10 protein-coding genes are annotated in these 12,234 nt (G+C 68.3%); 6 read left to right on the top strand and 4 right to left on the bottom strand.

Annotated elements, in window-relative coordinates; genetic code table 11:
* Window positions 1-52: 52 nt before the first annotated feature.
* Both ACFYRX_RS14570 and ACFYRX_RS14565 read right to left on the bottom strand, forming a co-directional pair.
* Window positions 53-967 carry a Bro-N domain-containing protein gene (locus ACFYRX_RS14570; RefSeq protein WP_389099406.1) on the bottom strand — a complete coding sequence of 305 codons (915 nt, stop codon included), beginning with the start codon at window positions 965-967 and terminating at the stop codon, window positions 53-55.
* 95 nt (window positions 968-1,062) lie between these two features.
* A complete protein-coding gene (locus tag ACFYRX_RS14565) occupies window positions 1,063-3,234 on the bottom strand; it encodes a SpoIIE family protein phosphatase (RefSeq protein ID WP_389099404.1) in 2,172 nt (723 codons plus the stop codon).
* A 162-nt stretch (window positions 3,235-3,396) separates the two neighbouring features.
* Between ACFYRX_RS14565 and aspS the strand changes: the two genes are divergently transcribed.
* From aspS to ACFYRX_RS14540, 5 genes are all read left to right on the top strand, one after another.
* A complete protein-coding gene (aspS, locus tag ACFYRX_RS14560; RefSeq protein ID WP_389099402.1) occupies window positions 3,397-5,160 on the top strand; it encodes an aspartate--tRNA ligase in 1,764 nt (587 codons plus the stop codon).
* A 134-nt stretch (window positions 5,161-5,294) separates the two neighbouring features.
* Window positions 5,295-6,221 carry an intradiol ring-cleavage dioxygenase gene (locus tag ACFYRX_RS14555; protein ID WP_389099400.1) on the top strand — a complete coding sequence of 309 codons (927 nt, stop codon included), beginning with the start codon at window positions 5,295-5,297 and terminating at the stop codon, window positions 6,219-6,221.
* Between the two features lie 141 nt (window positions 6,222-6,362).
* A complete protein-coding gene (locus ACFYRX_RS14550; protein WP_389099398.1) occupies window positions 6,363-7,673 on the top strand; it encodes an MFS transporter in 1,311 nt (436 codons plus the stop codon).
* Between the two features lie 30 nt (window positions 7,674-7,703).
* Window positions 7,704-8,639, top strand: coding sequence for an intradiol ring-cleavage dioxygenase (locus ACFYRX_RS14545; protein ID WP_389099396.1), 936 nt, complete (start codon window positions 7,704-7,706; stop codon window positions 8,637-8,639).
* 201 nt (window positions 8,640-8,840) lie between these two features.
* Window positions 8,841-10,193, top strand: a complete 1,353-nt coding sequence (locus ACFYRX_RS14540) for a polysaccharide lyase family 1 protein (RefSeq protein ID WP_389099394.1) — start codon at window positions 8,841-8,843, stop codon at window positions 10,191-10,193.
* Window positions 10,194-10,253: 60 nt separating this feature from the next.
* Here ACFYRX_RS14540 and ACFYRX_RS14535 read toward each other — a convergent pair whose 3' ends face one another.
* Both ACFYRX_RS14535 and ACFYRX_RS14530 read right to left on the bottom strand, forming a co-directional pair.
* On the bottom strand, window positions 10,254-10,730 hold the full coding sequence (locus ACFYRX_RS14535) for a hypothetical protein (RefSeq protein ID WP_389099392.1): 477 nt from the start codon (window positions 10,728-10,730) through the stop codon (window positions 10,254-10,256).
* Between the two features lie 94 nt (window positions 10,731-10,824).
* Window positions 10,825-11,514, bottom strand: coding sequence for a cysteine hydrolase family protein (locus tag ACFYRX_RS14530; protein ID WP_389099390.1), 690 nt, complete (start codon window positions 11,512-11,514; stop codon window positions 10,825-10,827).
* Between the two features lie 54 nt (window positions 11,515-11,568).
* Here ACFYRX_RS14530 and ACFYRX_RS14525 point away from each other — a divergent pair, with 54 nt between their 5' ends.
* Window positions 11,569-12,081 (top strand): PadR family transcriptional regulator, encoded by a 513-nt coding sequence (locus tag ACFYRX_RS14525; RefSeq protein WP_389099388.1) that lies wholly within the window; start codon window positions 11,569-11,571, stop codon window positions 12,079-12,081.
* Window positions 12,082-12,234 lie beyond the last annotated feature (153 nt).

The following is a 12,234-nucleotide window of genomic DNA, read 5'->3' as shown; positions in this document are numbered from 1 at the left end:
CCGAAGTCGCAACCTCGTATTGCGACTTCGGGCCTTTGCCGTGAGCGCGCTGCTACGGCAGCACGTAGGTGGGCGCTCCGTCCGCGGTGCAGCCCGTCTGCCGGATGCAGCCCCGCTTGAGCAGAAGGCGCAAGGAGTCGTGGACGCGAGCGGAGGTGAGCCCGGCGCGGGTGGCGATCTCCTCCAGTCGGTAACCGGCCTCGCCGCGAACGAGGGCCGGTGCCAGGTAGGCGGCCACGGCGTGGACGTCCTCGGTGAAGACGAGGTTCTTCGCCCTCCAGGCGGCGAGGAGTTGCTGGGGCGTCAACTGCGGTTCCGATCCCGGGGACCGGAGCGTCCGGGCGATGTCCTGGAGTGCGTCCGCGATCGTGTTCTGGCTTCGGCTGATCTGCCGTAGAAGGACGGTCTGCTCCTCCTGGAACGCGGCCATCATCTCGTCGGCCTGAATGTTCCTCACTTCGAGCCGCACGATCGCGTCGGCGACCGCTTTGGGCATGACGTAGGCGGGGGCGCCGGTGGTGGGGGTTTGCGCGGGGGATGGTTCCAGGGAGTAGGTGCCTTCCTTGTGGATGGTCTCGATGACCTCCGACACCCAGGTCTTGAAAGGTAGGCACTCGGGCTTGGTGGAACCGTTGACGAGTGCGACAAGACCTCGCAGATTCACCATCTTCATCGACTTCTGCAGCCTGTGAGCTGCGAGTTTGCGCGAGACGTCTAGTGTATAGACGCCTTGTGCAAACTCGCTCAGCCGCTTCGTGCACTCTGGTGCAACGTGCCAGATGAGTGCCTGGCGCGGGTTCGCATAACCGAGATCCGAGGCCACGTCCGCCGCTACAAACCAGTGCTCACCATCCGGTGCCGTCACTCTCCGCACCCGCGCCCCCGTAGCCGCGAACACGAAGTCGTTGATGTCGATCGCGTCGTTTCGCTGTTCTGTGCTGTGTTCCTTGCTGTTCTGCTCGCTCATCGAGCATCACCTCCGCTCCGGAAAGTAGGCACGGTCGCCTGCAACTGGTGTCCGAAGGAGGGGTGTTCACCCGATATAGCGAAAGAAGTATCGATTCAGTCGGACGTCCCGGCAGAGGGCTCGTGGAGTTCGTGGAATTCGAACCAGATGCTTTTGCCGTCGCCGCGGGGGTCCACTCCCCATCGGTCCGCGAGGAGTTCGATCAGCATCAGGCCGCGGCCTGAAGAGGCCAGTTCGCCGGGGCGGCGTTTGTGCGGGAGGTCGTCGCTGGTGTCGGTGACCTCGATGCGCAGTCGGCGGGTGCCCGCCTCGCCGTGGACCTCCGCGAGGAGCAGCGCGTCCGCGTCGGTGTGGACCAGGACGTTGGTCAGTGTCTCGGACAGCAGCAGGACCGCCGAGTCGACCTGGTCGGCCGAGGACCAGTCGTGCAGCAGTTCGCGCAGGTGCTGGCGGGCGAACCCGACGCGTTGTGGTTCCGCCTGGGCCACCGAGAGCATCGTGCGGCGGACAGTCGGCCGGGGATTGACGGTGTCGTCGTGGTCAGGGCCCTCGCCCTGCCGGGACAGCAGCAGGACTGCGATGTCGTCCTCGCGGCGGTCGGCCAGGGGGCCGGTGGTGTGGTGGGAGGAGGGGCCGTGGACGGCCTGGACCAGGGCGTCGGCGAGTTCCTCCAGGTCGCCCTCGTGGGTCTCCAGGATGGTGCGGACGCGCTTCCAGCCGGTCTCGAAGTCGTGGCCGCCGGTCTCGATCAGCCCGTCGGTGCAGAGCATCAGCGTCTCGCCGGGCTCCAGGACGATCCTGGTCGTGGGGTAGTCGGCGTCCGGGTCGATGCCGAGGGGGAGGCCGCCTTCGGTGCGGCGGGCCAGGACCGTGCCGTCGGCCATGCGGATCGCCGGCTCGGGGTGGCCGGCCCGGGCCACCTCCAGGACGCCGGTCACCGGGTCGGCCTCGATGTAGAGGCAGGTCGCGAACCGAGTGTCGGTGGGGTCGCCGTCCTCGACGGAGCCGTAGGTCATGCCGTTCAGGAAGCGTGAGGCGCGGGAGAGGACCGCGTCGGGGCGGTGGCCTTCGGAGGCGTAGGCGCGCAGGGCGATGCGGAGCTGGCCCATCAGGCCCGCCGCCCGCACGTCATGGCCCTGGACGTCCCCGATGACCAGGGCGAAGCGGCCGCCGCCCGACTCCGTGCGGGAGGTGCCTCCGGGCAGCGGGATCATGTCGTACCAGTCGCCGCCCACCTGGAGGCCGCCGCCGGTGGGGACGTAGCGGGCGGCGATGGTCATGCCCGGTATCCGTGGGCCGAGGGTGGGGAGCATGGAACGCTGGAGGCCGTCGGTCAGTTCGCGTTCCGACTCGGTGACCCCCGCGCGGGACAGGGCCTGGGCCAGCATGCGTGCCACCGTCGTCAGCACCGAGCGTTCGTCCGGTGTGAACGCCACCGGGTAGGCGAAGCCGGCCATCCACGCGCCCATCGTGCGGCCGGCCACCGTCAGCGGCAGGAACGCCCAGGACTGGCGGTCGAAGTGCTGGGCCAGCGGCCAGGTGACCGGGTAGCGGGCGCGGTAGGCCTCGGGGCTGGAGAGATAGACGGCACGGCCGGTGCGTACGACCTCGGCGGCCGGATAGTCCGTCTCCAGGGACATGTGGGAGAAGGGGTTCTCGTCACCGGGCTGTTGTCCGTGGTGGCCGATGATCGTCAGGCGGTCGCCCTCGACGCCGAAGACGGCCAGGCCGTCGGGGCTGAAGCCGGGCATGGACAGGCCTGCGGCGACCCGCAGGACCTCGGCGGTCGAGCGGGCCTCGGCGAGGGCGCGGCCCGCGTCCAGCAGGAAGGCCTCGCGGGAGCGTCGCCAGTCGCCGGTGACCGCGGTGCGCCCGGCGGGGGTGCCCGGGGTCGGTTCGGAGACCTCCTGGAGGGTGCCCGTCACCCGGTACACGCGCTCTTCGCGGTCGAACATCGGTCTGAAGCGGCTGCGGACGGTACGGACGATCCCGCCCTGCTCGTCCATGATCCGCAGCCGGACCTCGCCGAGGGTGCCCTCGGCGGCGGCGAGCTGGGTGATGCTCGTGTTCTCGTTCCAGTCGACCGGGTGGAACAAGGAGCGGGCCCGGGACTGGGTGAGGGTGGTCGGCTCGGAGGGCAGCCCGAGCAGCCGGGCGGTCTCGGCGTCGACGGTGACCAGCTCGGCGGCTGTGTCCCAGTGCCAGAGTCCGGTCGAGAGGGAGGCGAGGACGTCCTCCACTGGGGGCAGGGGCTCGCCAGTGCGCATTGCCCCACTTTATGGAGAGAGGATCGTCGAGTGCCACCGATCGCCCGAGATCAGCGGTGATCACCGAGGTTTAAAGGGGCAAGCCGATCTTGGGGTGCCCGGTAGGCTTGGGGGAGTTTCACGTGAAACAAACCCCGATCCGCGAAGGCTGGATGAACGACGATGCATCGGTACAGGTCCCACACCTGCGGCGAGCTCCGCTCCTCTGACGTCGGCACCGACGTCCGGCTGAGTGGCTGGCTGCACAATCGGCGCGACCTGGGCGGCATCCTCTTCATCGATCTGCGCGACCACTACGGCATCACGCAGCTGGTCGCCCGCCCCGGCACGCCCGCCTACGAGGCTCTCGACAAGCTGACCAAGGAGTCCACGGTCCGCGTCGACGGCAAGGTCGTCTCCCGCGGTGCCGAGAACATCAACGCGGACCTGCCCACCGGTGAGGTCGAGGTCGAGGTCGGCGAGGTCGAGCTGCTCGGCGCGGCCGCCCCGCTGCCGTTCACGATCAACACCGAGGACGGGGTCAACGAGGAGCGGCGTCTGGAGTACCGCTTCCTGGACCTGCGCCGTGAGCGCATGCACCGCAACATCATGCTGCGCTCCTCGGTGATCGCCTCGATCCGCTCGAAGATGGTCGCCCTCGGCTTCAACGAGATGGCCACCCCGATCCTGTCGGCGACCTCCCCCGAGGGCGCCCGCGACTTCGTGGTCCCCTCCCGCCTGAACCCGGGCAAGTTCTACGCCCTTCCGCAGGCGCCGCAGCAGTTCAAGCAGCTGCTGATGATCTCCGGCTTCGACCGCTACTTCCAGATCGCGCCCTGCTTCCGTGACGAGGACGCGCGCGCGGACCGTTCGCCGGGCGAGTTCTACCAGCTCGACGTGGAGATGAGCTTCGTCGAGCAGGAGGACGTCTTCCAGCCGATCGAGAAGCTCATGACGGAGCTGTTCGAGGAGTTCGGCAACGGCCGCCAGGTGACGTCGCCGTTCCCGCGGATCCCGTTCCGGGAGTCGATGCTGAAGTACGGCTCCGACAAGCCGGACCTCAGGGCCCAGCTGGAGCTCGTCGACATCACCGACGTCTTCGAGGGCTCGGAGTTCAAGGCGTTCGCCGGCAAGCACGTGCGGGCGCTCGCGGTGCCGGACGTCTCCGCTCAGCCGCGGAAGTTCTTCGACCAGCTCGGTGACTACGCGGTCTCGCAGGGCGCGAAGGGCCTGGCCTGGGTGCGGGTGACCGAGGACGGTTCGCTGACCGGCCCGATCGCGAAGTTCCTCACCGAGGAGAACGTCGCCGAGCTGACCAAGCGGCTGTCGCTGGCCGCCGGTCACGCGGTGTTCTTCGGCGCGGGCGAGTTCGACGAGGTCTCGAAGATCATGGGCGCGGTCCGCGTCGAGGCCGCCAAGCGTGCCGGGCACTTCGAGGAGGGCGTGTTCCGGTTCTGCTGGATCGTCGACTTCCCGATGTACGAGAAGGACGAGGAGACGGGCGCGATCGACTTCTCGCACAACCCGTTCTCCATGCCGCAGGGCGGCCTCGAGGCCCTGGAGTCCCAGGACCCGCTGGACATCCTGGGCTGGCAGTACGACATCGTCTGCAACGGCGTCGAGCTGTCCTCCGGCGCGATCCGGAACCACGAGCCGGAGATCATGCTCAAGGCGTTCGAGATCGCGGGCTACGAGCGGGAGACCGTCGAGGAGAAGTTCGCCGGCATGCTGCGCGCGCTCCGCTTCGGCGCCCCGCCGCACGGCGGCATCGCCCCCGGTGTCGACCGCATCGTGATGCTGCTGGCCGACGAGCCCAACATCCGCGAGACCATCTCCTTCCCGCTCAACGGCAACGCCCAGGACCTGATGATGGGCGCGCCGACGGAGCTGGAGGAGACCCGGCTGAGGGAGCTGCACCTGTCGGTGCGCAAGCCGCAGCCGAAGTAAGGGAAGCCTTCCAACTGGGCTGAATGCAGAGGGACTTGAAATCGACGGACGATTTCAAGTCCCTTTCGCATGCGCGAGGAAAAGGCGACGTTTTCTCAGCTCGTTGACAGGGTTCTTACCTAACTTCCAGCCGCATGACGGAGAACCGACAGCCTCAAGAGGCAACAGACGTACGAGACGTGACGCGTCGAAAGGTCGTCGTGGTGGGCGCCGGAGCGGTCGCGGCGGTGGGCCTGGGCGGCAGCGCGTTCGCGGCGGACGCCCTCACGGGAGAAGAAGTCACACAGAAGCCGGTGCCCGGCGAGGACTGCTACCAGCTGACCACGGAGACCACCGAGGGCCCGTACTACATCGACGCGGACAAGATCCGCAGGGATGTCACCGAGGACAAGGAGGGCATCCCGCTCCTCCTCGACCTCAAGGTGATCGACAACGAGACGTGCAAGCCGGTCAGGAACGCGGCCGTCGACATCTGGCACTGCGACGCCGTGGGCGTCTACTCCGGGTACCAGGACGTGGGTAACGGTGGCGGCGGACCGGTCCCCACGGGCGCCCCCACCGGTATCCCCACCGGTCCTCCCCCGGGCGGCGGCGGCGGCCACCAGGAACCGACCGACGACACCCGCTACCTGCGCGGGACCTGGCGCACGGACCGGCACGGCCATGTCGCGTTCAGGACGGTCTTCCCGGGCTGGTACCAGGGCCGTTGTGTGCACATCCACGTCAAGGTGCACGTGGGCGGCGAGTGGACGGACGCCGGTTACGAGGGCGGCAACACCTGCCACACCGGCCAGTTCTTCTTCGACGAGGAGTCGGTCCTGGCCTCGGCGCTGCTGGAGCCGTACGCGTCCAACACGGTGGAGCGCACCACGCTCGACAGGGACTCGATCTACGACGGCAGCGGCACCCAGGGCGGCCTGCTCAGGCTGAGGTACCGCAAGGACGACATCGGCAGGGGCGTCCAGGGGTCGATCACGGTCGGCGTCGACCCGGAGGCGACGAACGACGGGCAGGGCGGCGGCCCGCGGCCGAGCACGTCGGCCTCGCCCTCGGCCTCCTAGCTCGCCTTCTCCACGGATAGTTCACATATATGGCCATGCTTCCAACCCGTTGACCCGGACGATCGTCATCCGTATCGTCCACGCACGGGAACTCAAGCATGTGATGCATGGTCATGTATGTGAACCGCTAGGGAGACAACGATGTCAGCCGAGAGCCGTGCCGTAGGGAAATTCCTGCGCCGCATGATGCCGCTGCTGGTTCTGATGCTGCTGGTCAACAATCTGGACCGGACCAACATCGGGTTCATCCAGGACGACCTCCGGGCGGACGTCGGCGTCAGCGCGACCGCCTACGGCCTCGGCGCGGGCCTGTTCTTCATCGGGTACGCGCTCTTCGAGGTCCCCAGCAACATGCTGCTGGAACGATTCGGCGCCCGGGTCTGGCTGACCCGCATCATGATCACCTGGGGCATCGTGATCGTGGCGATGTGCTTCATCCACAACGTCACGATGTTCTACGTGCTGCGCTTCCTGCTGGGTGTCGCCGAGGCCGGCTTCTTCCCCGGCGCGATGCTCTACATCACCCAGTGGCTGCCCGACTCCAGCCGGGGCCGGGCCACCGCGATCTTCCTCGGCGGTTCGGCCGCGGCCGGCATCGTGACCGGCCCGGTCACCGGCGCCCTCCTCGAGATGCACGGGGCGGGCGGCATCGCCGGCTGGCGCTGGATGTTCGGCCTGGAGGGCACCTTCTCGGTCGTCGTCGGAATCGTCGCGGGCTTCTTCCTGGTCTCCCGGATCGAGGACGCGCGCTGGCTCGACGCCGACGAGAAGGCGGCGCTGCGGGCCGCGGTGGCGCAGGACCAGCAGGCCCGCAGCCGCGCGCCCAAGGTGTCCCGGCTCAGGCTGCTGATCCACCCGCAGGTCCTGCTGCTGACCGGCGCCTTCTTCGCCATGACCCTCACCGGCTACGCGATCACCTTCTGGCTGCCCAGCCTGATCGAGGAGATCGGCGGCCTCTCCTCCTTCCAGATCGGTGTCCTGTCGGCGATCCCCGCCGTCTGCTCCATGATCGCCATGTACTCCATGAGCCGCTTCACCGACCGCGCCCCGGACCGCCGCCCCTTCCTGGCCGGCATGCTCGTGCTGTCCGCCGTCGGTACCTACCTCGCCACCCTGGGCAGCCCCTGGTTCGGGCTCGCGGCGATCACCCTCGCCGGCGTCGGCTCGAAGTGCGCGGCCACCCTGTTCTGGCCGATGGCCCAGTCCGGACTCGACCTGAGGATCGCCGCGCCGGGCCTCGCCCTCGTCAACTCGATCGGGAACCTGGGCGGTTTCGTCTCGCCGTTCCTCTTCGGCTATCTCAAGGACACGACCGGCAGCACCAACGGCGGCCTCTACACCCTGACGGCGGCCTCGCTGCTCGCGGTGATCGCGGCGAAGTACCTCCGGGGCCACCGGGCCACCGTGGATCTGAAGGAGAACACAGGGAAGCACAGTCCGCTCCCACGCTGAGGACAGCCTTCTTACCTACCTTCCCTGTCCATGACGGGAAACCAGCCGGAACAACACCAGCAGTCGGCCCACGGGCCGAAACACAAGAAGGACCTGACGCGACGCAAGGTCGTCGTGGCCGGAGCGGGAGCGGCCGTGGCGGTGGGTGCGGCCGGCACCCTCGCCGCGTCGGGTGCCTTCGCGGGCGAGAGGAGTACGGCAGCCCCCGCGAGCAGCACCTCCACCGCCGCCGAGGCCTGCTACAAACTCACCTCGGAGACCACCGAGGGACCGTATTACCTCGACGCGGACAAGATCCGCCGGGACATCACGGAGGACAAGGAGGGCATCCCCCTCACCCTCCAGCTCAAGGTGATCGACTCCGAGACCTGCAAGCCCATCGCCGACGCCGCCGTCGACGTCTGGCACTGCGACGCGCTCGGCCTCTACTCGGGGTACGAGAGTTTCTCCCAGGGCGGCGGCACCGCGCCCACGGACGCCCCCTCCGGCACCCCCACCGGTGAGCCCCCGTCCGGGGCACCCTCCGGCGGCACCGGTGGTGGCGGCGGGCACGAGGAGCCGACCAGCGACACCCGCTATCTGCGCGGCACCTGGAAGACGGACAAGCAGGGGCTCGTCACCTTCAGGACGATCTTCCCGGGCTGGTACCAGGGCCGTTGCGTGCACGTCCACACCAAGGTGCATGTGGGCGGCGAGTGGACCGACGCCGGTTACGAGGGCGGCAACACCTGCCACACCGGCCAGCTGTTCTTCTCCGAGGAGTCCGTGCTCGCCTCCGCCGAGGTCGACCCGTACTCCACCAGCACCACCACCCGCACCACGCTCACCGAGGACATGATCTACGACCAGAGCGGCACCACGGGCGGTCTGCTGAAGCTGAAGTACAACAAGAAGAACATCGCCAAGGGCGTCGTCGGCTCCCTCACGATGGGCGTCGACCCGGACACGACGAACGACGGCACGTAGACGTGATCCGAGCATGAAGGGGCGCCCGGGACGGTGAAGTCCCGGGCTGCTTCCGTTCACGGCCGCGGAAGGGCGACGGCGGAAATCCGTCCGAAGATCACGGCAACCCCGCGGAGACCAGCGGCAACTGAGGGGTCGTAAGACCTTTCACGAGGGCTTCACACACCGCTCACCTCGTACGACTCCGTAAGGAACTCCCCTGTGGCTTCCCCCTCCCACCGCCGGTCCCTCCGCACCCGCCGCACCCTGGTCGTCTCCGCCGCCGTGGTGGCCGCGGGCGTCGGTGCCGGCGTCGTCGTGATGAACGCGAACGCCCAACCGGTGGACCTGTTCCACCAGACGCTCGCCGCGAAGGACGGCTGGGCGTCCTCCGGGACGGGCACGACCGGCGGCACCAAGGCCGACGCGGCGCACACCTTCACCGTCTCCACGCGGGCGCAGCTCGTGAAGGCGCTGGGGTCGGCGTCCGACACGACCCCGCGGATCATCAAGGTCAAGGGCACGATCGACGCCAACACGGACGCCGCCGGCAAGAAGCTGACGTGCGCCAACTACGCGTCGGGGACGGGCTATTCGCTGACGTCGTACCTGAAGGCCTTCGATCCCGCGACCCACGGCCGCTCGAAGCTGCCGTCGGGCACGCAGGAGACCGCGCGTGCCGCCGCGCAGAAGAAGCAGGCCGCGAACATCGTCTTCAAGGTGCCGGCCAACACGTCGATCGTGGGCGTGCCGGGCACGAAGGCCGGGATCACCGGGGGCATGCTCCAGATCCAGAACGTCAACAACGTCATCGTCCGCAACCTCGCCTTCTCCGGCACCGAGGACTGCTTCCCGCAGTGGGACCCGACGGACGGCTCCACGGGCAACTGGAACTCCAACTACGACTCCGTGACCCTGCGCGGCGCCACCCATGTCTGGGCGGACCACAATTCGTTCACGGACGTGCCGCACCTGGACTCGGCGAACCTCAAGTACTTCGGCCGCGAGTACCAGATCCACGACGGGGAGCTGGACATCACCAAGAGCTCGGACCTGGTGACCGTCTCCCGCAACCAGTTCACCAACCACGACAAGACGATGCTGATCGGCAGCAGCGACAGCGAGCCGGGCGGCAAGCTGCGGGTCTCGATCCACCACAACGTGTGGAAGGGCATCGTCCAGCGGGCGCCCCTGTCCCGCGTGGGCCAGATCCACATCTACAACAACTACTACGACGTCACGGCCCTGAACGGCTACGCGCTGCAGTACAGCATCAACTCCCGCGCCAAGGCCCAGGTCGTCGCCGCCGGCAACTACTGGAAGGTCCCGGCCACGGTCAAGGTGTCCAAGCTCCTCAGCGGAGACGGCACGGGCGCCATCGCGGGCTCCGGCAACCAGGTCAACGGCACGGTGACCAACCTGGTCGCCGCGTACAACGCCGCGTCCTCGAAGGACCTGAAGACCACGGTCAACTGGACGCCGACCCTGACGGCGGGCCTGGAGACCACGGCGTCCGCGGTGAAGAACCTCCCGACGTCCCTCGCCACGACGACCGGCGCGGGCGTCCTCAAGTAACACCCAAGACACGCGAGGGCCGGGTGACCACGAGCCCCCGGCCCTCGCGTACCGACCCACTCAGGTGTCGTAGGTCCCGTCCCACGGTTCCGCGAAGGCGAGGCGGTCCGGGTAGAGCTCCGCCCACTGCTCGCCCTCGTCCTCGCGGATCACCAGGCCGAAGCGGATGCCCTCGTGGGTGACGCTGAAGGGCCGGATCGCGATGTCCGTGTACGAGCGCCGGGGCAGGCTGCGCAGCAGGGTCGCGCGGTGGACCTGGGCACGGGTCAGGGGAGAGGCGGCACCCTCGGGGTCACGCTTCTGCTCCGCCCAGGTGCCGGCACACCAGATGTCCGAGTCGCGGTAATTGCCCTCCGCGTCGAAGGTGTGCAGCACCGCATAGAGGCGTTTCTGTTCTTCCCAGCCTTCTTCGAGGTGGAACCCCTCGGGGAAGGCATAGGTGATCGACGCCAGGAACTGACCCTCCGCATACCGCCCGATCGTCTCGGTGCGGTGCCTCGGCTCGTAGGCGACAGGAATGACACCGGGCACGGCCATGGCGCAAACCATACGGCTTGGCGGGGACACGGCGATGCCCGGGTCGCCTCCAGGTGGTCGAGTTGCTGCCTCGGCAGGCCCGACCGGTGCCGTATCAAGCAATGTTCGCTCTGTCCCCTCCCTCCGACGCCGGGGTGGTTGCGATCAGTCGGTTCGTGATCTCCTCGGCGGTCAGCACGAGCGCGAAGCCTTTGCGCAGTACGGCGAGTTCTGGTTCCTGGCGCGACTCGTCGTCGGTGGCCGTGGTGTCGGACCCGAAGACGACCTTGTAGCCGCGTTCGTAAGCCTGCCGGGCCGTGGTGCCACAGCAGTAGTTGGTGAGGGTGCCCGTGACGATGACGGTGTCGCGGCCGAGGTTGCGCAGCATGGTGTCGAGCGGGGTGTCGTAGAACGCGCCGTAGGAGGGTTTGCGGATCAGGGCTTCGTCGGGTCGGCGGCCCATCGGAGCCCACACCTCGGCGGGGCCTGTGCGGCGCCAGTCGGTGTCGGCGTGGGGGAGGAAGCGCAGGGCGTGCGGCCGGTCCAGTCCGAGATGGGTGTCGTCGAAGATGGTCCAGATCACCGGGATCGAGACGGCCCTGCAGTCCTCGACCAGGTGCCGCAGCCGGGGCGCCATCCGTGTGGCCGCCGGAACCCAGTAAGGGCTCTCCCCGGGGCGGACGAATTCGTCCTGCATGTCGATGACCAGCAGCGCCGTGCGATCGGGCCGTACGTCGAACGACGCCCGGCCGTGCTCGTAGGCTTCGCGTGCTCGCGTGGTAACCCATTCCTCGGTGTACGCCATCCCCACCCCTATCTCGATTCGAGGTACCTCGTTTCGATGTGGGAGAGTAGCAGCATGCTGGAACTCGCGATCCTTGGATTCCTGGCCGAGGAGCCACTGCACGGCTACCAACTACGCCGCCGGATAGCGCACTTGTCCGGCCATGCCCGTCCGGTCAGCGACGGCAGCCTCTATCCGGCGATCAACCGCCTGGTCAAGTCCGGGCTGCTCGACCGCAGAGCCGAGCCAGGGGCCTCGGTCGTCCAGCGGCACACCCTGAGCCTGACGGCTGACGGCCACACCGAGCTGCTGCGCCGACTGCGGGACGCCGACGACCTGGACATCAGCGACAGCACCCGGTACTTCACGGTCCTGGCATTTCTCTCCCGGCTTCCCGACCGCGCCGACCAGCACGCGGTACTGCGTCGGCGACTGGACTTCCTGGAACAGCCCGCGAGCTTCTTCCGCGACGGCGACCGCCTCCTGGGTGCCGAGGACACCGACGACCCCTACCGCCGCGGCATGCTCACCATCGCCCGCACCACCAGCCGCGCGGAACGGTCGTGGCTACGGGGACAACTGGCCTGACGCCGACACGTCGGGTCCGCCGGCTGCACCCGGATGCTCCCTCTGCCCGCGAGAGTTGGTGTTGTTGCCCGGGATACGGGACTGGGCGCGCGGGGGGCCTCTATCCAGTGGGTGGTTCATGGGGATCGCAGGTCGGACCGGAGTACGGGTCGT

This window comes from Streptomyces sp. NPDC005374 (genome assembly GCF_042872225.1).
Taxonomy (GTDB): Bacteria; Actinomycetota; Actinomycetes; order Streptomycetales; family Streptomycetaceae; genus Streptomyces.
The sequence above is the reverse complement of the archived record's forward strand: the minus strand, read 5'-3'. Positions and strand labels throughout refer to the sequence as shown.